Raw genomic sequence first — 21,531 nt, 5'->3', positions numbered from 1 at the left:
TCTTGGCTTCGCTCTTTCCTGCTTAAATATTATTACTTCTTTGTCTTATTTTTTCTTTATTTTTCTTTTAATATTTTTTTAATTCCATTTCTTCAGTATTGAGAAATATTTTATTACAATTATTGTAAAAGTTTATCAATCGAAGTATAATATATGCGTTCACAAAAAATTCTTTATGGAGGTATTGGTTATGAAAAAGAAATTGACCTTGTATTTTTTATGCGGAATCGTATCACTGCTGCTTATAGGCTGTGGCAGCGCTCCCAGCAAGGAATCCACAACGAAAAGTTCCAGTTCGGAAAAAACTTCTGAAGAAACAACGAAAGCACCTGCAACGGAGCCAAAAACCACACAGACACCTGAAACAAAAGAAAGTACAACAGAGTCTTCCAATGAACAATCCAGTGTATCCATAAGTTTTCATGGATATAAGATCTCCATCTCTTCCCTGTGGATAGAGCAGCAAAATTCAGCTGATTCCATGACCTATAGAACGGATGACGCCACTATGATGATTAAATATAACAGTGAATCATATGATCTGACAAACGAGCTCATACAGAAGTCTGCAATTGATGGTTTTGTATCTTCTTTTGATGACTATGTTTCTGTAGATACTAAAGTTTCCACAATAGGAGAGGTTCCCGGAGTTATCCATTCGTTTGAATTATCCTTAAATTCCATTCCGGCTACCGGTAAATTCGCCATATTTTCAGATGGAGAAAATGGTTCATGCGGAATAATGTATGTAAGTAAAAAAGATACAAAGACAGATTATGCAAATGATTTTGACAGCATGATCTCGTCGGTGGTTCCCGAAACCTCTGCTGAATGATCGGATTGACATAGCTTCATCCAATATATTAAACGTAAAGCCGGTTCACAGCCTTTCTGGGAGCCGGTCTTTACGTTTATTTTAATTGGCCGGCTTTTTCTCCGGGAATGTCCCGTTGTTCTCCGCATACATTGTAACAATAACAGCTTTTGAAAGGTCAGCATAAACATGAGATTATTACGAAGCCCGAAAAAGAAGCTCCTGAAAAAAGAACTCCTTCACCGCATAGCGGAAAATGGCTTCTTGTGGCTGGCTGTCTTTATTCTGGCCGCCGGCGCCATTCTCTATATCCCCGCGGCCATCTCCGTCAGCAGCACCGTCGGCACCAGGGAGCTTCCTATTTACAGCGTGGATACCGATAAAAAACAGGTCGCTCTCAGTTTTGACGCCGCCTGGGGAAATGAAGACACCAGGTCCATCATGGAAATCCTCCGGAAGCATAACATAAAATGTACTTTTTTCATGACCGGCGGCTGGGTGGAATCCTATCCGGAAGACGTAAGGTTCATTGCTTCGGAAGGACACGATCTCGGAAATCATAGTGAAACCCATCCCAATATGAGCGAATTGAGTCCGGACGAAATCAAATCTGAGCTTATGTCTGTACATAATAAAGTAAAAGAACTGACCGGAGTGGAAATGACCCTGTTCCGTCCGCCATACGGAGATTATGACAACAACGTGGTGCTGACCAGCAAAGAATGTGGATACTATTGCATTCAATGGGACGTGGACAGCCTGGACTGGAAAGATTACGGCACAGAAAACATTATCAAGACCGTCCTTAACCACAAAAACCTCCAGAACGGCTCCATTATCCTGATGCACAACGGAGCTAAGTATACGCCGGGAGCTCTGGAGGCTATTATTACAGGACTGCAGAACCAGGGATATGAACTGGTCCCCATCTCTCAGCTGATATACAAGGACAGCTATCACATGGATCAAACTGGCCGGCAGATTCATGACTAATTTCTCCCATCATCCACTGAGGCTGCTCCGGCAGCGTTTATTTTTGATACCGCCGTTCCGGCGATATGGCGCTAGTAGCTGCTATATCGCCTTTTTCCGTATATCCCGGCCTGGAAATGGACAATTTAAAGATATGAGGCCCTTTTGTCCGCCAATGCCGGTCTTTGGAAACATTTTCATTGAGTTTTGCCTGCCGCTGGCTTATAATGGTAATATCGCATTTGGACACTTATTCATGATAAAGGAAAGAAAGGCGGTTTGACTATGTATTGTACTAATTGCGGCAAAGAGCTCTCCGATGGCGCTGCCGTCTGCGATGAATGCGGCACCTCATTCACCCCTGACGGACAAGCAAAGGCTCCCGCGGAAGATATATCCAGACAAGATACTGCCTGGGATAACGGCGGCGAAAACACGGCCGGAGGCGCATCCGAAAACAGCAGTTCCGAAGAGCCTCGTCGTCCTTATATGGATTACCAGCCGTTTTCCGGTCAGAATGAAACGAACTTTCAGGCCGGGCAGAACACTTATGAAGAATATGGGAACCAGCAGGGTTCTTATGAGCAGAATCCTTATGGACAGAACCCTTACGGACAGAGCCCCTATGGACAAAACCCCTACGGGCAAAATCCTTACGGGCAGAATCCTTACGGGCAGAACACCTATAAGAAGGACGGCGGAGAAGAGGGCCATACAGGCCTTGCCATCGCTTCACTTGTCCTCGGCATCATCGGCACCTGCTGCTGCTGCCTTCCTCTGCTCTGTATACCCATCGGCATCGTAGGGCTGATATTTGGCATCATCGGCATGAAATCCAGTTCCCGCGGACTCGCCATTGCCGGACTGGTCCTCAGTTCCATCGCTCTGGTTCTCGGCGTGATGATGATACTGGTGATGATCGTCAGCGGTGATTCCTACATTTCCTACCATTGGAACTGGTAATAATTGAAAACGAGGCGAAAGTATGAATGGAGGCAGACGTATGTGGTTCTGGTTTGCGATTCTGTCGGCGGTATTTGCCGCGCTGACATCGATCCTGGCAAAGCTGGGGATCGAGGGGATTAATTCCAATCTGGCCACCGCGATCCGCACCGTAGTGGTGCTTGTTATGGCCTGGGGAATCGTATTCATGACAGGAGCTCATCAGGGGATTTCCGACATCTCCGCAAAAAGCTGGATTTTTCTAGTGCTGTCCGGGCTGGCGACAGGCCTGTCCTGGATCTGCTATTACCGCGCATTGCAGCTCGGCGACGCATCCAAAGTGGTGCCGATCGACAAATTCAGCGTGGTGATTTCCATCGTCCTGGCGTTCGTGATCCTTCATGAAGCAGTGACCTGGAAAGCGGTCCTGGGAGGAATCCTGATAACCGCCGGGACCTTTGTGATGATTCTCTAATAAAAAAGGGGTATTTATGGATAAGGAATTAAAATTCGCGATATTGATCGACGCAGATAACATTTCAGAAAAATACATTAAGATCATTCTGGATGAGACCGCCAAAAGCGGAGTAGCAACCTACAAAAGAATCTACGGGGACTGGACCAATCCCCAGCTGAACTCCTGGAAAAATGTACTGCTGGACAATTCCATCATCCCCATCCAGCAGTACGGATACACCACCGGCAAGAATTCCACTGATTCGGCCATGATCATCGATGCGATGGATATCTTATACTCCGGAACGGTGGACGGCTTCTGTATCGCTTCCTCGGACAGCGATTTCACCCGTCTGGCGGCAAGGCTCCGGGAATCCGGCATGCATGTGATCGGCATGGGGGAAAGCAAAACGCCAAAGCCCTTCATCTCTGCCTGCAACCAGTTTAAATATCTGGATATCCTCTTGTCCAATCTTCAGGAGGAGGAAGCCGCAGACGCTCCGGATACAGAAAGTGAACCGGCGGCGGAAGCCGATAAACTGGAAACGCCTGTTTCCAGAAAAGGAAGAACCGCTGCAAAAAAGGCCGGCAGTTCGGTTTCCAAATTAAAATCGGAGTCTTCCGTTTTATCCGCCGCCTCGGCATCGTCCTCTTCCCGGCTGAAAAAGAAGGGGCCGGAGCCCCAAACTAACCTGAAGATGATCAAAAAAGCCATCCTCTCCCTGGTGGAGGAATGCTCCGACGACGACGGGTGGATTTTTTCGGCAGAGCTGGGAAATCAGCTCGCTAAACGCTTCCCTGACTTTGATGTACGGAACTTTGGTTTTTCCAAATTCACCCCGTTCATCAACTCTCTCGATCTTTTCGAGGTGAAGAGAAATCAGGCCAGCTCCAACAGCAACGTCCAGCTGGTATATTTCAAGATAAAAGAACCTGCAAAAAAAAGGCCATAGGACATGGCTGGCACGTTCTATGGTCTTAAGAAGTATTCATTTCAGGAAAAGCCTAAGAAGCTTTTCCTTTTTTTTCGTATATGGCTGATAGCGGATCGGCATATCTATCCAATTGTATTTCTTTACAATACTCTTTTCATGGCTGAAGGTCTCAAAGCTCTTTTTCCCGTGATAGCTTCCCATCCCGCTGCCGCCTACGCCGCCGAATCCCATACGGGAAGTGGCCAGGTGTATAATGGTATCATTTACGCAGCCGCCGCCAAAGCTCAGAGAACTGAGCAGCCGTTTCTCCACTTCTTTCTTTTTGGTAAAAATATAGCACGCAAGAGGCTTTTCTCTCACCTGAACGAATTTCTCCGCCTCTCCGATTTCCCGGAAAGTGAGCACCGGCAGAAGCGGGCCGAAGATTTCCTCCTTCATCACCGGAGCATCCGCCGATATTTCATCCAGAACCGCCGGGGCGATCTGGAGCGTTTCCCGCCGGCATTCTCCTCCTGTCAGGAGCTTCTCTCCCTCCATGAGGCTCAGGATTCTGTTAAAGTGTTTTTCATTGATGATCTTCGGATAATCCGGATTCTCCAGAGGCCGTTCTCCAAACATGGAGCGGATTTCCTTTTCCAGCAGAGCCAGAAAGGGCTTCTTAATGGACTCTTGGATAAGCAGATAATCAGGCGCTACGCAGGTCTGCCCAGCGTTCAGATATTTTCCAAAGGCCAGCCGCCTGGCAGCCGTTTTAAGATCTGCGGACTCTTCCACGATGCAGGGGCTCTTTCCCCCCAATTCCAGCGTGACCGGCGTCAGATTCCGGGATGCCTTCTCCATCACCAGTTTTCCCACCTTCACGCCACCCGTGAAAAAGATATAGTCAAAGCGCTGCTCCAGGAGCGCCGTATTTTCTGCCCGGCCTCCCTCTACAACCGCCACATATTCCGGGGGGAATACGGCCTCGATCAGCTCCCGTATGGCGGCTGATGTAGCCGGCGCATAAGCAGACGGCTTCAGGATACAGCAGTTACCGGCCGCCAGCGCGCCTGCCAGAGGTTCAAGGCACAGCATGAACGGATAGTTCCAGGGAGACATTACCAGCGTCACCCCATAAGGCTCATGGACCGTAAAGCTCCTGCTGTGGAACTGTGCAAGCGGCGACAGCTTCGCCCTCGGCCTGCAAAAGCTCTTTAAATGCTTCCGGAGATAACTCAGCTCAGCCAATGTCATTCCGGTCTCTGTCATATAGGACTCAAAACCCGATTTATTCAGGTCCTTTTTAAGCGCCGCGTGGATCAGCGGCTCCCGCTTCTTTATTTCTTCCTGCAGTCGTTTCAGCGCATTCAAACGAAATGCCACAGGTCTTGTTGCGCCTGTGGCAAAATAATCCCGCTGCTTTTCAACGATATTCTGAATCTCCACGTCTATCCCTCCATCACCTTCACATAAAAGGTACGCTGCCTGGGCCCGTCAAACTCGCATAAGTATAAATCCTGCCATACCCCGAGAATCATCTCGCCCTCTTCCAGAATCAAAGTCACTGAAGCTCCCATGGTAGAAGCTTTTACGTGGGCGTGAGAATTCCCTTCATAGTGGCGGTACCGGATATCCTTTGTAGGATAGGCGTGCTCCATGGCATACAGCATGTCCTGGATGACATCCGGATCTGCGTTTTCGTTAATCGTCAAGGCGGCGGTAGTATGCGGGCAGTGCACGATGATGACTCCGTTCTTAATGCCGCTCTCTTTGATGTCCTTTTTTACTGTATCGGTAATTTTCACCATGTCCCTGCGCTCTGAAACAATGATATTATGCTTAAACAAATTCATAAAATCCCTCCAATACTTATCCCTTCCCCTCAGAAGGTCCTCGCACATCGACTTTAATTCTAGTATAGCACAATTCTAAATAAATCAAAGGGCTTTCGTATGAATTGTTTCCGCTGCACAAGGCCTCTGCCAAACGGAAAAACGCCTATTTTTCTGTTCTTTTTCCGTTCCGCCCCACCAAAAGCAGCGATGCTGCCAAAGCCTCAAGCCCGACCAAGGACCCCACCCAGCCGTTCTTCGTAAATCCGGCCGCAAAATACCCGGCCATGCAGCACGCCGCCACCGTGAGAGCATATGGTATCTGGGTCGACACGTGGCTTAAATGATTGCACTGTGCGCCCGCCGAAGCCAGGATCGTCGTATCAGAAATGGGAGAAATATGATCTCCGCACACGGCCCCCGCAAGAATGGACGCCGTGGCAATGGTCAGCATATTGATATCTCCTGCATCGAGCACCACAAACGCGATAGGAATCAGTATACCAAAGGTCCCCCAAGAAGTGCCGGTAGCAAAGGACAGGCCTGTGGCCACGGCAAAGAAGATAGCGGGAAGGAGCATGCCAATCAGTGCGCTGCCTCCGACTACCCCGCGCACAAAACTTCCAATGTCCAAATACTCCTCACGGCATATGCCGGATAAGGTCCATGCGAGGCAGAGTATCATGATGGCCGGCGTCATCGCCTTAAATCCCTCTGTAAAGCTTCCGCAGAACTCGCGGAAGGAGATCACTCTTCTTGGAAGATACAGAAGGAAAGTCACAACAAGGGTGAAAAAGGAACCCAGTACCAGACTTCTGGCAGAATCGCAGTTCGCAAATGCCTCCACGATCCCCGCTCCTTCCAGAATCCCGCCCGTGTACAGCATGCCGCTGATACAGAACAGGATGAGAACCGCAATCGGCAGAACCAGATCGATCACCTTTCCTCTGCCGCTGATGCGAAGCTCCTCTCCGGAAACCGCAGTTTCTTCCCCTTCTCTCGCCGTCTTTTCTTCATACCTTTTCATTGCACCGTAATCGATATTCCGTATGATCAGATATAGCATAAAAATTATGGTCAGGATCGCATAGAGATTGAAAGGAATCGTTCTGATAAACAGGCTGAAGCCGTCAATCCCGCTCCCTTCCGGCAGGGATGAGCCTACCGCCGCCGCCCAGCTTGAGATCGGCGCAATGATGCAGACAGGCGCCGCGGTGGCATCAATGATATAAGCCAGCTTCGCTCTGCTGATTTTATATTTATCTGTCACAGGCCTCATGACCGTCCCTACGGTCAGGCAGTTGAAATAATCATCCACAAAAATCAGGGATCCTAAAAGCACGGTGGATAAGAGAGCTCCTCTCTTTGATTTGATGACCTTGGATGCCCAGTTCCCATAGGCCTTTGACGCGCCGGATTTGGTGATCAGCGCCACCAGAATGCCTAAAAGCACCAGAAATATCAGGATGTCCACGTTTCCGCCGATTTTGTCGCCCATGATCGAGAACGTGGTTTCCACAGAAGCCAGCGGTTTAAATCCGGTCACCAGCAGTGCCCCGGACACAATGCCGATCAACAGTGAAAGATAGACCTCCTTTGTGATCAATGCCAGCGCGATCGCCACAACAGGAGGCAGAAGCGCCCAAGCTGTACCCGCCATCATACCCCTCCAATCTATTTAATTTTATTATTCCCCATCTGCTGCCGGTTATGACCGCGGTAAGACTCCGAAAGCCTTTCCCTCTCTTCTGGATCCATTTCCACCCATTTTGTATAGGGAACATCACATACCTTCATCTCTGCCCCGCAATGATAACAGTCCGCTTTCAGAAACTTGGATACTACTCTTGCCTTACCGCACTCCGGACATATAAATACCCGAATCACTGTACTCCCTCTTTTCCGCCGCCCGCCATATCATATCTCCTGCAGACTGCTCAGCTTGGCAGCCTGGTCGGCCGCTATCAGGCTGTCGATGATCTCATACAAATCCCCGTCCATGATGGAATCGATCTTGTAAAGGGTCAGCTTAATCCTGTGCTCTGTCACTCGTCCCTGAGGAAAATTATACGTCCTGATCTTCTCAGAGCGGTCGCCCGTTCCAATTTGACTTCTTCTTTCTTCCGCTTCCGCATTCTGCTTCTTTGCCAGCTCCAGGTCATACAGCCGGGAACGCAGCACCTTCAGCGCCTTATCTTTGTTTTTAAGCTGTGATTTCTCATCCTGGCAGGAAATCACGATTCCGGTGGGGATGTGGGTCAGCCGGACTGCCGAGTCCGTCGTATTTACACACTGCCCGCCGTTTCCTGAAGCACGGAACACATCAAATTTACAATCGTTCATATCGATCTGGACATCCACCTCTTCCGCCTCCGGCATGATCGCAACCGTGCTGGTCGAAGTGTGGATGCGGCCGCCGGATTCCGTGGCCGGCACGCGCTGTACCCGGTGGACTCCGCTCTCATACTTGAGCTTAGAATAGGCGCCGTGGCCGGAGATCATGAAGATCACTTCTTTCATGCCGCCAATCCCGCTCTCATTCACGCTGATCATCTCCACCTTCCAGCGGTTTCGCTCCGCGAAACGGCTGTACATCCGGTAAAGCTCCGCGGAAAACAGAGCCGCTTCATCCCCGCCGGCGCCGGCGCGGATCTCCACAATAACATTCTTATCGTCATTGGGGTCCTTGGGAAGAAGCAGGATCTTAAGCTCCTTTTCCAGTTCTTCTATCCTTTCCTTCGCGGATGCCAGCTCTTCTTTGAGCATCTCACGCATCTCCTCGTCGTTCTCACTCTCCAGCATCGCCAGACTGTCCTCCGCGTCCTGTCTGGCTCCCTTGTACTCCTTATATGCCTCCACAATAGGAGCCAAATCCGTCTGCTCCTTCATCAGCCTGCGAAACTTCGTCTGGTCCTCCACCACATAAGGATTATTCAGCTCTTCCATTATTTCCTCGAACCGAACAAGAATATCATCCAGCCTGTCGAACATGGCAGTTCCTCCTTGTCTCACTCTGTCAATCAAGTCTCCGGGCGGCGGCCTTCACCACCCGGTCTTTTCCTGTCAGATCTTTTATGATCTCTATACCGCAAAAACCGGCTTTCATGAGTACCGTTTCCACGTCTGCTCCCTGGTCCCATCCAATCTCCAGATAGATTTCTCCGCGCGGGGCCAGATATCCTGCAGCTTCCGAGGCTATCCTCCTGTAAAAGGCCAGCCCGTCCTTCTCACCGTCCAGGGCAAGCAAGGGCTCATGCTCCCTCACCTCCGGCTCCAATCCCTCAATGTCTCCGCTTGGGATATACGGTGGGTTGGATACGATGATCTGAAAGCGCTCACCCGGATTTCCTTTAAAAGCCCCGAACAGATCAGACTGCAGAACACGGCAGCAGTCTCCGCAGCCCAGGCGGCATACATTATCCCGTGCCACCCGCAGTGCATCGGCAGAAATATCGCTGAGCGTCACCTGCAGCTCCGGATACATTCGCAGATAGTATGCCAGGCTGATTCCAATACAGCCAGAGCCAGTGCAAAGATCCAGTACGCGCAGCCTTTCATTCCTGGCGCGCGTTCTTTTTACATCTTCCAGCACCAGCTCCACCAGCGTCTCCGTATCCTGGCGGGGAATCAGCACATGTTCATTCACACGGAAAGAAAGTCCCATGAATTCCTGTTCACCTATAATATGCTGAAGCGGAATCCTCGCTCCTCTTCGCTCTACCATGGCGCGAAACTGTGCTACGGCATCCACCTCTTCTTCCTCCGCTGTACAGTCTCTTTTTATATAATACTTAGCTCTGTCCATGGAAAAGCAGCTGGAAAACAAATACCAGGCATCCAGGCGCCATTCCTCCACATGATGCCCGAAGAGATATGTCTCCGCTTCTTTTAAAAGCCCGCCATATGTCCTCCGTTCCATGGATCTGCCTCCTAAGAATATGTCCTGCCGAAATTTTCTTCTTCGTACTTTTTCCAGTCAAAGACCTCTTCCACGGAGCGAATGGCCACCTCGATCATATCATCATCCGGTTCTCTGGTCGTGAGGCCCTGCAGCCAGAGCCCCGGCTTGCTGATCAGATTTATCAGCCAATTCTCACTGCTTCCGGCAAGCTTAAGGATTTCGTAAGAGATGCCCGCAATCACAGGAATGAGCAGGATACGCAGTACGACTCTGAGCCACACCACATCGGTCTGGATGACCATGGAGAATACAATACTCACAATGACCACAAACAATAAAAAGCTTGTCCCGCAGCGTTTATGGCGCTTGGAGCTCTTCCTTACATTTTCCACGTTAAGCTCCAGCCCATGCTCTACACAATTTATACATTTATGCTCGGCCCCATGGTACATGAATACCCTTCGGATATCCTTCATCAGAGAGATCAAAAGCACATATCCGATGAATATAGCCAGTCGGATCAGTCCCTCGATCAGGCCCATGAGCGCTCTGGATCCGATAAAACTCCGGAACAGGCTGGCCAGGAAGAGAGGAAGGACCATAAAGATTCCCACTGCTAAAATGACTGATACGCACATGGTGATTCCCATGATGACGCTTTCTTTCTTTTTCTCCTTTTCATCCTTTTCTTTTTCCTCTTCCTCCTCGTAAAAGCTGGCGGAAAATGTGAGGATCTTCATGCCCAGACGAAGAGAATCCACAAAATTAAAAATTCCTCTTATGAAAGGAATGTTAAATGCCTTGTGTTTTTCTGTAAATGACTGATATGTGTCAACCGCTACTTCTATTTCCTGATCTGGTTTTCTGACCGCGACGGCGTATACATCCTTGTTCCGCATCATAACGCCTTCTATAACCGCCTGGCCTCCGATACCCGATGATCTCATCCGGCTTTCCACCTTTCGTATATATTATAACCGGGAAAGTTCAAGGAACTTATCCATGGAATAAAAAAGGCTGAGATTCCACAGATAATACGAAATCTCAACCTCATCATTGTGCATTGCCTTATTTTTCTGTGTTCACACCATACTTACGGTTAAACTTCTCGATACGTCCGCGGGCCGACGCAGCTTTCTGCTGTCCTGTATAGAACGGATGGCATTTGGAACAGATCTCTACGTGAATGTCTTCCTTTGTGGAGCCAGTCACGAATTCATTTCCGCAGTTACACACAACCTTTGCCTGATGATAATCAGGATGGATTCCTTCTCTCATGCTTTTCACCTCTCTTATGGTTCTTTCTATCGCTTGACGCACAAGCGCCCATCTTCTTTTAAAACAGCGAAGTTCATTATAACATAAGGTTTCTTTCATTGCAAGTATTTTGGGGCTTTTTTTATATTTTCATCTTGCCGACCATATCCATGAATTCCTTATTGTTTCTCGTATGTTTGAACAAGTCCAGGATCCTCTCCACCGCCTCATCGGACTTCATTCCGCCTGTGGCTTTCCGCACGGTCTCCACTGCCGCCTGCTCTTCCTTTGTGAGAAGCAGGTCATCTCTGCGGGTACCGGATTTCAAGATATCGATGGCCGGAAAAATACGCTTCTCCGACAGCTTCCGGTTCAGCATAAGCTCCATGTTTCCTGTACCTTTAAACTCCTCAAACACCACGTCATCCATACGGCTTCCGGTCTCGACAAGCGCCGTAGCCAATATGGTCAGGCTTCCGCCCTCCCGCATGTTCCTCGCGGCTCCGAAAAACCGTTTCGGCATGTGGAGCGCCGCCGGATCAAGACCGCCCGACAGGGTTCTGCCGCTGGGGGCTACCGTCAGGTTATAGGCCCTTGCCAGCCTTGTGATGCTGTCCAGCAGGATCACCACGTCGCGCTTATGCTCCACCAGGCGCTTTGCCCTTTCCAGAACCATCTCCGAAACACGTTTATGATGCTCCGGCAGTTCGTCAAAGGTGGAATAGATGACCTCCACGTTGGGTCCTTCAATGGACTCTTTGATGTCCGTCACTTCCTCCGGGCGTTCATCTATCAGCAGCACGATCAAGTGCATATCCCTATGGTTGCAGGTCACCGCCTTGGCGACTTCCTTTAACAGCGTGGTCTTTCCGGCTTTGGGCTGGGAAGCTATCATCCCCCTCTGCCCCTTGCCGATGGGAGACAGCAGATCCACGATACGCATGGCTATGCTCCCTCCAGACATCTCCAGATGTATCCTGGAATTGGGGAAGATAGGGGTCAAATCTTCAAAATTCGGTCTTTTTTCCGCGATTCCGACCGGCAGTCCATTGATCTTGGAAACGTATAAAAGCGCAGCAAATTTCTCCGAAGAGGTTTTTACCCGTTTGCTTCCGCTGACGATGTCTCCTGTCTTCAGGTTGAATCGGCGTATCTGAGAAGGGGAGACGTAAACGTCATTCTCACCGGGCAGATAGTTTTCACACCGGATAAAACCGAACCCGTCCGGCATTACTTCCAGGATTCCATGCGCTGGAATTCCGCTGTCCAGATTCTGAAGCTCTTCAGGATTGATGTTCGGCGCCACAGAGGGCTGTCTCCTGACAGAAGGAACGGCGGCCGTTTCCTCTTCTTTTTCTTTTGTTTCATTGGCTTCCAGAATACAGCTGATAAGCTCCGCCTTTCTCTGTGCCGTGATATTTTTAACCCCGAAGTCTTTTGCAATTCCGCGCAGCTGCGCCAGAGACAGGGTTTCCAGTTTCTCCCTCATAGGTTCTCCTTTTCTTTCTATATTCCATCAATCGGGGGGATCCATAAAGACTGCTGCCGCGAAAACGGCAAAATAGATTTTCAGATTCTGGTAATAATCTCAAGTGTGCTTCATATTATACAACAAATGCGAAAAATTTACAACTTGATTTCATTTTCTAAACTTGGTATGATTAAAACATTGACAGATTTTGTAGAAATTTGGAAGGAGACGCACTGATGTCCGAGCCATTGACCCTATACAAATTAATGATTTTATATATGCTGAAGCAGGTGAAATTTCCTCTTGCCAACGCTCAGATTTCTGAATTCTTTTTGGACAAGGAGTACACTACTTACTTCACCCTCCAGCAGGCGCTGTCCGAACTCATCGAATCTCATCTCATCAAGCTGGAATCCACCCGGAACAGCTCTCGTTATGAAATCACAAGGGAAGGGGAGGAGACCCTGTCCTTTTTCGGCAAAAAAATCTCTTCTGCCATCATTGAGGACATCGATACTTATCTGAAAGAAAATAAGGTGCGTCTCCGCGATGAGGTGGGCCTTATTTCCGATTATTATAAATCCACCAATCAGGACTATGTGGTCCACTGCGCCATCCGCGAGGGAAAAACTCAGCTCCTGGAAGTAAATATCTCCGTGCCGGATAAAGAACAGGCAGAGCATATGTGCAGCCGTTGGAATAAAGAGAGCCAGCAGATATACTCCGCCATCATGCAGAGCCTTATGAAGGAGTGATCACCGCTTTCCAATCTCCAGAAGCTTCGCTTTCAGTTCACTTTCCAAGCGGTTCATCTCCACCTCCGCTTCTGTCCTTTTCTGCCGGCCTTCTTCCTGTATGCGGAGCACCTCGTCCAGCGTAGAGATCAGCGTTTCGTTGGTCGAACGCAGGGTTTCCATATCTACGATCCCCCGTTCCGATTCTTTTGCCACTTCCACCGATGCCGTCTTAAGCGCCGCCGCATTTCTGCTCAGCAGTTCATTGGTCATATCTGATACTTTCCTCTGCGCTTCAACCGCCTGTGCCGAATGGGCGGCTCCCAAAGCCAGTACCATCTGATTCTTCCAAAGAGGAATCGTATTTACGATCGTCGACTGGATCTTCTCCACCATAACGGTATCATTGTCCTGAACGAGCCGGATCTGAGGCGCCGTCTGCATCGCGATCATCCTGGTGAGCTCCAGATCGTGGAGCTTTTTTTCAAACCGGTTGCAGCGCGCGTCCAGATCTCTGGCCGCCTGGGCGTCCTCCGGCAGACCGCTTCTTTCTGCTTTCGCCCGCAGCATCGGAAGCTCTTTTTCCCGAACGGCATACAATTTCTTTTTTCCCGCCAGAATATACATGGACAGCTCTTTAAAATAAGTCAGGTTCAGATCATACATTTTATCCAGCATGGCCGCGTCCTTCAAAAGCTGTACCTGATGGCTTTCCAGGACCTTGCAGATTTTATCCACGTTTGCCTCTGTCTTGGCATATTTTGCTTTTACAGCCGTGATCTTATTGGAGGATTTTTTAAAAAAGCCAAGGAAACCCTTTTCTTCCTCCGCATCAAAGCTTCTCAGTTCTGTCACGACGCCTGCCAGCAGATCACCGATCTCGCCCAGATCCTTTGTTCTCACATTATCCAGAGCTGCTTCTGAAAAATCTGCCATCTTTTTCTGGGCCCCTGCGCCATACTGAAGCACAGCGGCAGAATCACTCAGATCGATCTGACCGGAGAAAGCGTCCACCATCTTCTTTTCCTCTTCCGACAGGATACTGTCATCCCATTGGGGAATCGGCGCCTCTTCTATTTTTTCAGGCATCTCCGCCTGCTCATTTTCAAAAGGGTTAAGTGTCAGCACCGGTTCCTTCACCGGCATATCCCATTCCTTGCTCATTGTCTCTCTCCTCCTGTATCATGCCGCTTTTCAAACCCGCCTTCTGACAGCCCTTCCTGCGCCAGTATCGTCTTCAGCACGGATATATCCGTGGAAACGTCCCAGGCCGTATCTTGGAACATACTGTCCAGAAGCTTTTCAAAGGCTATATTTAAGGTGCCCAGCGTTTCTTCAATCTCTTTCTTAGAGCTTATGATGTTGTCTCCCTGGACCGGCTGCCGGTCCAGCTCCTCATATGCCTCCAGCAGCTTCACCGTAGTAGGAAGATAATATTCCATCAATTTCTGGATATCCTCCACGTTTTCCGGATGCCGCTCCACCCGGTCAAAGATCCGTTTGATGACCAGCTCCATCCTGGATATCTTCTCCGATATCTCTTCACCGGGAATGGCGTCGTTGCATCTCCGGATTCTTTCCAGATAATCCGCGCCGGCCTGAATCACCGCTTCTGTCTCGCCGGATACCTCCGGCCTGTGCTCTTCCTCTTCCCTCTGGATCTCTGCCTGGCGCATAGTCTCTTTATACTGAAGGTATGTGGCGTTATCAATGATCAGGCACGTCTCCTGTTCATCCAGGCGCCCTTCCCGAAACCATTCTTTCTCGATCATCTTTTTAATATCCCGCGTCACGTACTTTTTGCTCTTCCCTATATATTCGGATAATTCCTTTAACTCACAGTACGTGCGGCCGCGCAGCCGCTCCACATACCGCCGGAACCGCTTCGCCATGGAAAGCTTGGCAGAACCGCTGCAAACCATGGCCGCTCCCGCTATAAAAACAGGAAGAAGACAATAATTCGCGATACGTATGCCGACAATGCCGCCTATGGCCAGAGTGATCATGAATAACACTGCCATGGCCATCGCCGTGCCGATTCCCAGTATATAGCCGCATACCGTGAGAGCGATGCCTCCGGCCCTGGCCCTTGCCGCAGAGTATTCTGAAAAAAGTGTACGCTTGTCCGCCGGGGTATAGGGTTCACTTCTGTTTTCTGCCCCCGTCTCCGTCGAAGATGCTTCTCTTGCCTTATTCCACTGGCAGCTGGCCTTCGATACGCCCTTTTCCACACCGTCCACTGCACTGTTAATGGCGCCTTTGATCGTCTGATTTAGTTTTCTGAAATCCTGGGAATTTACGGCATCTTGAATGATATTCCGGATATCGTTCCCCAAATCGCGCCATTCCTGGTTCATTGTACAGTCTCCTCCCCGGGGGTCTTTGTCTTTCGGAAGAAATCCCGGGCGGCAAAATCCGCCCGGTCCTTCCCCACTGATGTAAATTATAGCGAAAACAGAATCAAAATGCAATGGAAACTGTCTGTCAATATGCAAACAGAGTTCCGTACCCCTTTATTTCCGCTTTTACGTCTATGGCTCTCAGCGCCGCCCAGAGGCTGGCCTGATTGCTCGAGACTACCGGTATCCCCAAATCCTTTTCCAGGTCTTCCAGCACTTCTATGGTCCTGAAGTTGGTGCAGCTGATAAACAAAATTTCCGTATTTTTCCTCACCGCGCCTTTGGCCAAACGGTACGCCCGTTCCGGCGTCTGGCTGCGGATATCCGCGCCCTGATCATAGCCCAGATGCGCGCCGCCGGTCATGCAGAATCCCTGTTTGGCAAAAAAGTCATGCTCTATGGCGCTCACCTCATCGTTATAAGGATTCACCACCGTCAGATTCTTCTTGCCGAAAATTCTCAGGGCATCCAGCACCGCGCCTGTGGTCGTGATACTTTTACAATGAGCTTCCTCTGCTATCTGCTTCTGCAGTGCTCTCTCCCACTCCGGCCCATTTACAAAGCTTCCGCTGGTGCACCCATAAATGACCACATCCATATCCGCCGAGCCGAGAAGGCCGGCACAGCGCTCCACGTCTTCGTCCTGCCGCCTTAAATCCTCCGTGCTGCATCCCATAGCAAACATACGGCTGCAGTGGATACTGACCCCTTCAGGCGCCATTTTCCACAGCTCCGGCTCCATCGTTGTGTTCGCCGACGGAATGATGATTCCTAATTTACCACGCCAACCATACATAATCTAACCTCCCATCTTAAAGCTTTACCATAGTGCACTTTCTGTCCGGAAATATTTTATTTCATAGAACATACCTCCTCGTAAAATAAAAAAGCCCGACGTTAACACGCCTGGCTTTTCTTTAATCCGTATGAACTGCTTTGTCCGAATCGTCTCCGGAAGTCAGCTGTTCAATCAGATCCCATATCTCATCACGTCCCTGTTTCGTTTCAGCCGAAAACGGTATCACCGTGACCTGACTCCCAATTCCAAGGCCGCTCCGCAGAAGCTTTAACTGCTTTTGGAGCTGGCTGCGTTTTATTTTATCCAGCTTTGTGGCGATCACCACCGGTTCATATCCGTTATGCACGATCCAGTCGTACATCTGCCTGTCATTGACAGAAGGCTCGTGGCGGATATCCACCAGCAGGAACACACATTTGAGCTGGCGGGATTTCTTCAGATAGTTCTCTATCATCCTGCCCCATTTTTCTTTTTCAGTCAGTGAGACCTTTGCATACCCGTATCCGGGAAGGTCCACATAATAAAGGGCTTCGTTGATATTATAGAAATTAATGGTCTGGGTTTTCCCCGGCTGCGCCGAAATACGGGCATATGACTTCCTGTTCATAAGCGCATTGATCAATGAGGATTTTCCCACATTCGATTTGCCTGCGAAGGCAATCTCTGGCTTATCATTCTCCGGAAGCCTGCTGGTGACGCCGCAGACCGTTTCCAGATTTACAGTCTTTATTATCATCCGGTCCCTCCTTCTAAAAGCGGGCTGGCCGGCTGACCTGCCCGCTTCGGGCATATCAGACCAGCGCTTCTTTCAATACTTCATCCATAGAGCCTACAAATTTAATATCCATACCATCCAGGATTTCACTGGAAAGCTCCTGCACATGAGGCTTGTTGTTCCCCGGCACCAGAACTGTGTGGATATCCGCCATCTTAGCCGCGAGAAGCTTTTCCTTCAGACCGCCGATGGGGAGCACACGGCCCCGCAGCGTGATCTCACCTGTCATGGCCAGATCCGCTTTCACCTTTTTATTGGTGACTGCCGACAGCATGGCCGTGGCCATTGTGATTCCGGCAGAGGGCCCGTCCTTTGGAACGGCACCTTCCGGGATATGTACATGGATGTCATTCTTTTCGTAAACGGCGCTGTCCACCTGATAAGCGGGGCTCACAGAACGGACATAGCTCAGAGCCGCTTCTGCCGATTCCTTCATCACATCGCCCATCTGTCCAGTCAGATGAAGCTTCCCGCTCCCGGGCATCAGATTCACCTCTACCTCCAGGGTATCGCCGCCCACGCTGGTCCATGCCAGGCCGCGGACAATGCCCACCGCGTCTTCTTCATTGACCGTTTCAAAGCGCACAAGCTCTTTGCCCAGATATTTTTCCAGGTTTCCTTCGGTAATCTTCACCTGTTTTTTCTTACCGTCAAGAAGCTCCTTTGCCGCTTTCCGGCAGAGTTCTCCAATCTTCCGCTCCAGCTCGCGGACTCCGGCTTCCCTTGTGTAATTATGGATGATCTTCCTGACTGCCTTAGCCGAAACAGAAAACTGATCCGCCGTAAGGCCGTTTTTCTTCATCTGCTTTACCACCAGATATTTATCCGCTATGTGATATTTTTCGTTCTCCGTATAGCTGCTTACCTCTATGATCTCCATCCTGTCAAGAAGAGGCCTGGGAATGGTCTGAGTCGTATTGGCCGTCGCAATAAAAAGCACATTTGATAAATCAAGGGGCAGCTCGATATAGTGGTCCCGGAACGTATCGTTCTGCGCGCTGTCCAATATTTCCAGAAGCGCCGACGCCGGATCGCCTTTATAATCGCTGCCCACCTTGTCCACCTCATCCAAAAGCATCAGCGGATTGGAAGCGCCGGCCTGCTTTAAAGCAGCCGCCACTCGTCCGGGCATGGCGCCTACATACGTCCTCCTGTGGCCGCGTATCTCAGCCTCATCCCGGATGCCTCCCAGACAGATCCGGACATATCTCTTCCCCAGCGCTCTGGCGACGGATCTGGCAATGGAAGTCTTTCCCGTACCGGGCGGGCCCACAAGACAGATGATGGGGCTATCTCCCTTCCCAGTGAGAGAACGGACTGCCAGAAACTCCATGACCCTCTCTTTCACCTTTTCCAGGCCATAGTGATCCTCTTCCAGTATCTTCTCCGCCCGAGCCAGATCCTTGTTGTCTCTGGACATTCTGCTCCAGGGAAGCCCCAGCAGCGTTTCAATATAATTCCTGCTCACATACGCTTCCTGGCTGCCCATAGGCATGGTCTTATACCGTCCGATCTCCTTAGAGATTCTCTCCTTCACTTCTTTTCCTGCTTTTAATTTCTCCAGCTGCCTTTCAAACTGCTCCGCATCGGCCTGGATCGTGTCCTCTCCAAGTTCCTCCTTGATTAACTTCATCTGCTCCCGAAGTATATATTCCTTCTGATTTTTGTCTATCCGCTCCTTAACCTTTTCCTGGAATTCCTGCTTGATCCGGCTGATCTCCACTTCCGTGCCCAGGATCTGTTCGACCAGGACATACCGCTCCGGCAGCGAAGTAGTCTCGATCAGCTGCTGCTTGTTCTCCATGCTGAACGGAATGCTGATGGAAATCTCATCCAAAAGCTCTTCCAGGGTCCTGGACTCCAAAAGCATCGTAGCGACATCTTTGCTGAGGGCGGGATTCACTGCCGCATATTTTTCCACATGCTCCTTAAGGATTCTGCACATCGCTTCCTTTGTGACGTCATCCGCTTCCAAAAACGGTTCCGGAGGACATACTTCCACATCCGCCTCCAGATATCCTTCCTCCGCCTCCAAGGCGCTCAGCTGCGCCCGCTCCAGCCCCTCGACCAGCACGCGCACCATCCCCCCGGGCAATTTAAGTATCTGCTTGATCATTCCAATAGTGCCGATGGAATAAAGCTCCTCTTTCCCGGGGTCCTCATCCTGCACGGATTTCTGTGCCACAAGAAAAATCTTCTGGTCGCCTACCATCGCCTTTTCCAACGCAAGAATAGACTTTCTCCTGCTGACGTCAAAATGCACTACCATTTTCGGCAGCACACATAAGCCGCGCAATGCAATTGCAGGTATTGTCATGTTCTTTCCTCCTTTTGCCTTTCAGCTGCCCCCTATGGGGGCCAGCTTTAAATGGGGCGCTGCAGAATACTGCGGCCCCCCATCCTCAGGCTGTTTCGCCTTTTCGTGTCTTCACTTCCGTGTCCCGGTAAGTAAGCTCCGGCTTACTCTCGCCTTCTACCACTTCTTTCGTGATCAGGCACCGGCCAATATTTTCATCGGACGGAATCTCATACATGATATCTGTCATTACCTTTTCCATAATCGCCCGCAGGCCTCTGGCACCGATCTTTCGCTCCACCGCCTGATCCGCGATCGTCTCCAGCGCGTCCCTGGAAAATTCCAGTTCCACGCCGTCCAGATCAAACAGACGTTTATACTGTTTAACTATGGCGTTCTTAGGCTCTGTCAGGATACGGATCAGCGCATCCCGGTCCAAAAGCTCCAGAGACTCCACCATCGGTACACGGCCGATGAATTCAGGGATCAGACCGAATTTTATCAGATCCTGAGGCATCACCTGGGCCAAAAGCTCGCTGATGTCTCTCTTATTTTTGTCTTTCAAATCTGCCTCAAACCCGATGGATCCGGCTCCAAGCCTGTTTTCAATAATCTGCTCCAAGCCGTCAAAGGCCCCTCCGCAGATAAACAGGATATTGGTAGTATCGATCTGATACATCTCCTGATGGGGATGCTTCCTGCCTCCCTGGGGAGGAACACTGGCCGTAGTCCCCTCCAGAATCTTTAAGAGCGCCTGCTGGACGCCTTCGCCGGATACGTCCCTTGTGATTGAGACATTTTCTGATTTCTTGGTAATCTTATCTATTTCATCAATATAGATAATTCCGTATTCTGCCCTGTTGATATCAAAGTCAGCAGCCTGAATGATCTTCAGCAGGATATTCTCCACGTCTTCGCCTACATACCCGGCCTCAGTGAGAGCCGTGGCATCCGCGATCGCAAAAGGTACATTGAGGATCCTGGCCAGTGTCTGTGCCAGAAACGTCTTTCCGGAACCGGTGGGGCCGAGAAGCAGGATGTTGCTTTTCTGTACCTCCACATCCGAATCCGATGGCGCCGTAATCCTTTTATAGTGATTGTATACCGCGACGGAAAGCACCTTCTTCGCCCGTTCCTGTCCGATCACATATTCGTCCAGAAACTCTTTGATCTCCTTAGGCTTCAAAAGGTTAATTCCCTCCAGCTGCTCCACCGCGTCACTCGCCGTCTCTTCTTCAATAAGCTCCGCGCAAAGCTCCACGCACTCGTCGCAGATGTAGACATCTTTCCCGCCTGCAATCAGCTTCTTCACTTGTTCCTGGGTCTTTCCGCAGAAAGAGCAGCGAACATCAAATTTTCCTGCCATCCGTTTACCTCTGACGACTTTCGATTACTTGGTCAATGATGCCATATTCCTTGGCTTCTGCCGCACTCATATAATGATCGCGTTCGGTATCCACTTCAATCACATCCAGCGGCTGACCTGTATTCTGCGCCAGCAGCTGATTCAGCTTTTTCCGGGTCTCGATGATCTTGTCAGCCACGATCTTAATGTCGGTGGCCTGACCCTTCGCGCCGCCGGAAGGCTGGTGGATCATGATCTCTGCGTTGGGAAGCGCCATACGTTTCCCTTTGGTTCCGCCTGCCAGAAGGAATGCGCCCATGCTGGCCGCCATTCCAATACAAATGGTGGATACGTCGCATTTGATATAATGCATGGTATCGTAAATCGCCATACCTGCTGTCACGACTCCGCCGGGGCTGTTGATGTACAGCTGGATATCCTTTCCGGGATCCTCAGATTCCAGGAATAAAAGCTGGGCCACTACCAGGCTGGCCGTAGCTTCATTTACCTCTTCTCCCAGAAAAATGATCCTGTCCTTAAGCAGCCTGGAATATATGTCGTAGGAGCGCTCCCCCCTGCTGGTTGATTCAATGACGTAAGGTACTAAACTCATTCTGATGCCTC

At 50.0% G+C, this 21,531-nt stretch carries 22 protein-coding genes; 6 read left to right on the top strand and 16 right to left on the bottom strand.

Annotated elements, in window-relative coordinates; genetic code table 11:
• The first annotated feature begins 190 nt into the window (after nt 1–190).
• The 5 genes from H9Q78_RS09815 (at nt 191) to H9Q78_RS09795 (ending at nt 4,137) form a co-directional block, all read left to right on the top strand.
• Nucleotides 191–835, top strand: coding sequence for a hypothetical protein (locus H9Q78_RS09815; protein ID WP_249301373.1), 645 nt, complete (start codon nt 191–193; stop codon nt 833–835).
• A 168-nt stretch (nt 836–1,003) separates the two neighbouring features.
• Nucleotides 1,004–1,807, top strand: a complete 804-nt coding sequence (locus H9Q78_RS09810; RefSeq protein ID WP_249301371.1) for a polysaccharide deacetylase family protein — start codon at nt 1,004–1,006, stop codon at nt 1,805–1,807.
• A gap of 264 nt (nt 1,808–2,071) precedes the next feature.
• Nucleotides 2,072–2,749 (top strand): zinc-ribbon domain-containing protein, encoded by a 678-nt coding sequence (locus tag H9Q78_RS09805; RefSeq protein WP_249301369.1) that lies wholly within the window; start codon nt 2,072–2,074, stop codon nt 2,747–2,749.
• Between the two features lie 40 nt (nt 2,750–2,789).
• On the top strand, nt 2,790–3,203 hold the full coding sequence (locus tag H9Q78_RS09800; protein ID WP_249301367.1) for an EamA family transporter: 414 nt from the start codon (nt 2,790–2,792) through the stop codon (nt 3,201–3,203).
• A gap of 16 nt (nt 3,204–3,219) precedes the next feature.
• Nucleotides 3,220–4,137, top strand: coding sequence for an NYN domain-containing protein (locus H9Q78_RS09795; RefSeq protein WP_249301365.1), 918 nt, complete (start codon nt 3,220–3,222; stop codon nt 4,135–4,137).
• 36 nt (nt 4,138–4,173) lie between these two features.
• On the opposite strand, the gene H9Q78_RS09790 is transcribed toward H9Q78_RS09795, so the two are convergent.
• The 9 genes from H9Q78_RS09790 to rho all read right to left on the bottom strand — a co-directional run bounded on the left by H9Q78_RS09790 (nt 4,174) and on the right by rho (nt 12,577).
• Nucleotides 4,174–5,544, bottom strand: coding sequence for an aldehyde dehydrogenase (locus H9Q78_RS09790; RefSeq protein ID WP_249301363.1), 1,371 nt, complete (start codon nt 5,542–5,544; stop codon nt 4,174–4,176).
• A 2-nt stretch (nt 5,545–5,546) separates the two neighbouring features.
• Nucleotides 5,547–5,951: a secondary thiamine-phosphate synthase enzyme YjbQ gene (locus H9Q78_RS09785; protein WP_231062944.1), complete on the bottom strand. Its 405-nt coding sequence runs from the start codon at nt 5,949–5,951 to the stop codon at nt 5,547–5,549.
• 145 nt (nt 5,952–6,096) lie between these two features.
• Nucleotides 6,097–7,590 (bottom strand): Na+/H+ antiporter NhaC family protein, encoded by a 1,494-nt coding sequence (locus H9Q78_RS09780; RefSeq protein WP_249304811.1) that lies wholly within the window; start codon nt 7,588–7,590, stop codon nt 6,097–6,099.
• A gap of 14 nt (nt 7,591–7,604) precedes the next feature.
• Nucleotides 7,605–7,817, bottom strand: coding sequence for a DNA-directed RNA polymerase subunit M (locus H9Q78_RS09775; RefSeq protein WP_249301361.1), 213 nt, complete (start codon nt 7,815–7,817; stop codon nt 7,605–7,607).
• A 30-nt stretch (nt 7,818–7,847) separates the two neighbouring features.
• On the bottom strand, nt 7,848–8,921 hold the full coding sequence (gene prfA, locus H9Q78_RS09770; RefSeq protein ID WP_249301360.1) for a peptide chain release factor 1: 1,074 nt from the start codon (nt 8,919–8,921) through the stop codon (nt 7,848–7,850).
• 25 nt (nt 8,922–8,946) lie between these two features.
• On the bottom strand, nt 8,947–9,849 hold the full coding sequence (prmC, locus tag H9Q78_RS09765; RefSeq protein ID WP_249301358.1) for a peptide chain release factor N(5)-glutamine methyltransferase: 903 nt from the start codon (nt 9,847–9,849) through the stop codon (nt 8,947–8,949).
• An 11-nt stretch (nt 9,850–9,860) separates the two neighbouring features.
• Nucleotides 9,861–10,778: a DUF1385 domain-containing protein gene (locus H9Q78_RS09760; protein ID WP_249301356.1), complete on the bottom strand. Its 918-nt coding sequence runs from the start codon at nt 10,776–10,778 to the stop codon at nt 9,861–9,863.
• 121 nt (nt 10,779–10,899) lie between these two features.
• On the bottom strand, nt 10,900–11,109 hold the full coding sequence (gene rpmE, locus H9Q78_RS09755; protein WP_147595301.1) for a 50S ribosomal protein L31: 210 nt from the start codon (nt 11,107–11,109) through the stop codon (nt 10,900–10,902).
• A 121-nt stretch (nt 11,110–11,230) separates the two neighbouring features.
• Nucleotides 11,231–12,577, bottom strand: coding sequence for a transcription termination factor Rho (rho, locus tag H9Q78_RS09750; RefSeq protein ID WP_249301354.1), 1,347 nt, complete (start codon nt 12,575–12,577; stop codon nt 11,231–11,233).
• 215 nt (nt 12,578–12,792) lie between these two features.
• Here rho and H9Q78_RS09745 point away from each other — a divergent pair, with 215 nt between their 5' ends.
• A complete protein-coding gene (locus tag H9Q78_RS09745) occupies nt 12,793–13,314 on the top strand; it encodes a DUF4364 family protein (protein ID WP_231063115.1) in 522 nt (173 codons plus the stop codon).
• On the opposite strand, the gene H9Q78_RS09740 is transcribed toward H9Q78_RS09745, so the two are convergent.
• From H9Q78_RS09740 to clpP, 7 genes are all read right to left on the bottom strand, one after another.
• Complete coding sequence (locus H9Q78_RS09740) at nt 13,315–14,457, bottom strand: toxic anion resistance protein (protein WP_249301352.1); 1,143 nt, start codon at nt 14,455–14,457, stop codon at nt 13,315–13,317.
• A complete protein-coding gene (locus H9Q78_RS09735) occupies nt 14,454–15,650 on the bottom strand; it encodes a 5-bromo-4-chloroindolyl phosphate hydrolysis family protein (protein WP_249301350.1) in 1,197 nt (398 codons plus the stop codon). The genes H9Q78_RS09740 and H9Q78_RS09735 overlap by 4 nt, the downstream gene beginning before the upstream one ends.
• 127 nt (nt 15,651–15,777) lie before the next feature.
• Complete coding sequence (locus H9Q78_RS09730; RefSeq protein WP_249301348.1) at nt 15,778–16,488, bottom strand: maleate cis-trans isomerase family protein; 711 nt, start codon at nt 16,486–16,488, stop codon at nt 15,778–15,780.
• Between the two features lie 121 nt (nt 16,489–16,609).
• Nucleotides 16,610–17,227: a ribosome biogenesis GTP-binding protein YihA/YsxC gene (gene yihA / locus H9Q78_RS09725; protein WP_249301346.1), complete on the bottom strand. Its 618-nt coding sequence runs from the start codon at nt 17,225–17,227 to the stop codon at nt 16,610–16,612.
• A 55-nt stretch (nt 17,228–17,282) separates the two neighbouring features.
• The gene (lon, locus tag H9Q78_RS09720) at nt 17,283–19,583 is read right to left on the bottom strand and encodes an endopeptidase La (protein WP_249301344.1); all 2,301 of its coding nucleotides are present in this window, start codon (nt 19,581–19,583) and stop codon (nt 17,283–17,285) included.
• Nucleotides 19,584–19,668: 85 nt separating this feature from the next.
• Nucleotides 19,669–20,928, bottom strand: a complete 1,260-nt coding sequence (gene clpX / locus H9Q78_RS09715; protein ID WP_249301342.1) for an ATP-dependent Clp protease ATP-binding subunit ClpX — start codon at nt 20,926–20,928, stop codon at nt 19,669–19,671.
• A gap of 4 nt (nt 20,929–20,932) precedes the next feature.
• Entirely contained in the window at nt 20,933–21,520 is a 588-nt protein-coding gene (clpP, locus tag H9Q78_RS09710) for an ATP-dependent Clp endopeptidase proteolytic subunit ClpP (protein ID WP_249301340.1), read from the bottom strand.
• Nucleotides 21,521–21,531 lie beyond the last annotated feature (11 nt).

This window comes from Qiania dongpingensis (assembly GCF_014337195.1).
Classification (GTDB): domain Bacteria; phylum Bacillota; class Clostridia; order Lachnospirales; family Lachnospiraceae; genus Lientehia; species Lientehia dongpingensis.
Note: the sequence above shows the minus strand (reverse complement) of the source record. Positions and strands in the feature narration are given on the sequence as shown.

What these genes read in the sequence shown, in the direction of transcription:
- H9Q78_RS09815 (WP_249301373.1), top strand. Translation starts at nt 191, where the DNA reads ATGAAAAAGAAATTGACCTTGTATTTTTTATGCGGAATCGTATCACTG.
- H9Q78_RS09810 (WP_249301371.1), top strand. Translation starts at nt 1,004, where the DNA reads ATGAGATTATTACGAAGCCCGAAAAAGAAGCTCCTGAAAAAAGAACTC.
- H9Q78_RS09805 (WP_249301369.1), top strand. Translation starts at nt 2,072, where the DNA reads ATGTATTGTACTAATTGCGGCAAAGAGCTCTCCGATGGCGCTGCCGTC.
- H9Q78_RS09800 (WP_249301367.1), top strand. Translation starts at nt 2,790, where the DNA reads ATGTGGTTCTGGTTTGCGATTCTGTCGGCGGTATTTGCCGCGCTGACA.
- H9Q78_RS09795 (WP_249301365.1), top strand. Translation starts at nt 3,220, where the DNA reads ATGGATAAGGAATTAAAATTCGCGATATTGATCGACGCAGATAACATT.
- H9Q78_RS09785 (WP_231062944.1), bottom strand. Translation starts at nt 5,951, where the DNA reads ATGAATTTGTTTAAGCATAATATCATTGTTTCAGAGCGCAGGGACATG.
- H9Q78_RS09780 (WP_249304811.1), bottom strand. Translation starts at nt 7,590, where the DNA reads ATGGCGGGTACAGCTTGGGCGCTTCTGCCTCCTGTTGTGGCGATCGCG.
- prfA (WP_249301360.1), bottom strand. Translation starts at nt 8,921, where the DNA reads ATGTTCGACAGGCTGGATGATATTCTTGTTCGGTTCGAGGAAATAATG.
- prmC (WP_249301358.1), bottom strand. Translation starts at nt 9,849, where the DNA reads ATGGAACGGAGGACATATGGCGGGCTTTTAAAAGAAGCGGAGACATAT.
- H9Q78_RS09760 (WP_249301356.1), bottom strand. Translation starts at nt 10,778, where the DNA reads ATGAGATCATCGGGTATCGGAGGCCAGGCGGTTATAGAAGGCGTTATG.
- rpmE (WP_147595301.1), bottom strand. Translation starts at nt 11,109, where the DNA reads ATGAGAGAAGGAATCCATCCTGATTATCATCAGGCAAAGGTTGTGTGT.
- rho (WP_249301354.1), bottom strand. Translation starts at nt 12,577, where the DNA reads ATGAGGGAGAAACTGGAAACCCTGTCTCTGGCGCAGCTGCGCGGAATT.
- H9Q78_RS09740 (WP_249301352.1), bottom strand. Translation starts at nt 14,457, where the DNA reads ATGAGCAAGGAATGGGATATGCCGGTGAAGGAACCGGTGCTGACACTT.
- H9Q78_RS09735 (WP_249301350.1), bottom strand. Translation starts at nt 15,650, where the DNA reads ATGAACCAGGAATGGCGCGATTTGGGGAACGATATCCGGAATATCATT.
- H9Q78_RS09730 (WP_249301348.1), bottom strand. Translation starts at nt 16,488, where the DNA reads ATGTATGGTTGGCGTGGTAAATTAGGAATCATCATTCCGTCGGCGAAC.
- yihA (WP_249301346.1), bottom strand. Translation starts at nt 17,227, where the DNA reads ATGATAATAAAGACTGTAAATCTGGAAACGGTCTGCGGCGTCACCAGC.
- lon (WP_249301344.1), bottom strand. Translation starts at nt 19,583, where the DNA reads ATGACAATACCTGCAATTGCATTGCGCGGCTTATGTGTGCTGCCGAAA.
- clpX (WP_249301342.1), bottom strand. Translation starts at nt 20,928, where the DNA reads ATGGCAGGAAAATTTGATGTTCGCTGCTCTTTCTGCGGAAAGACCCAG.
- clpP (WP_249301340.1), bottom strand. Translation starts at nt 21,520, where the DNA reads ATGAGTTTAGTACCTTACGTCATTGAATCAACCAGCAGGGGGGAGCGC.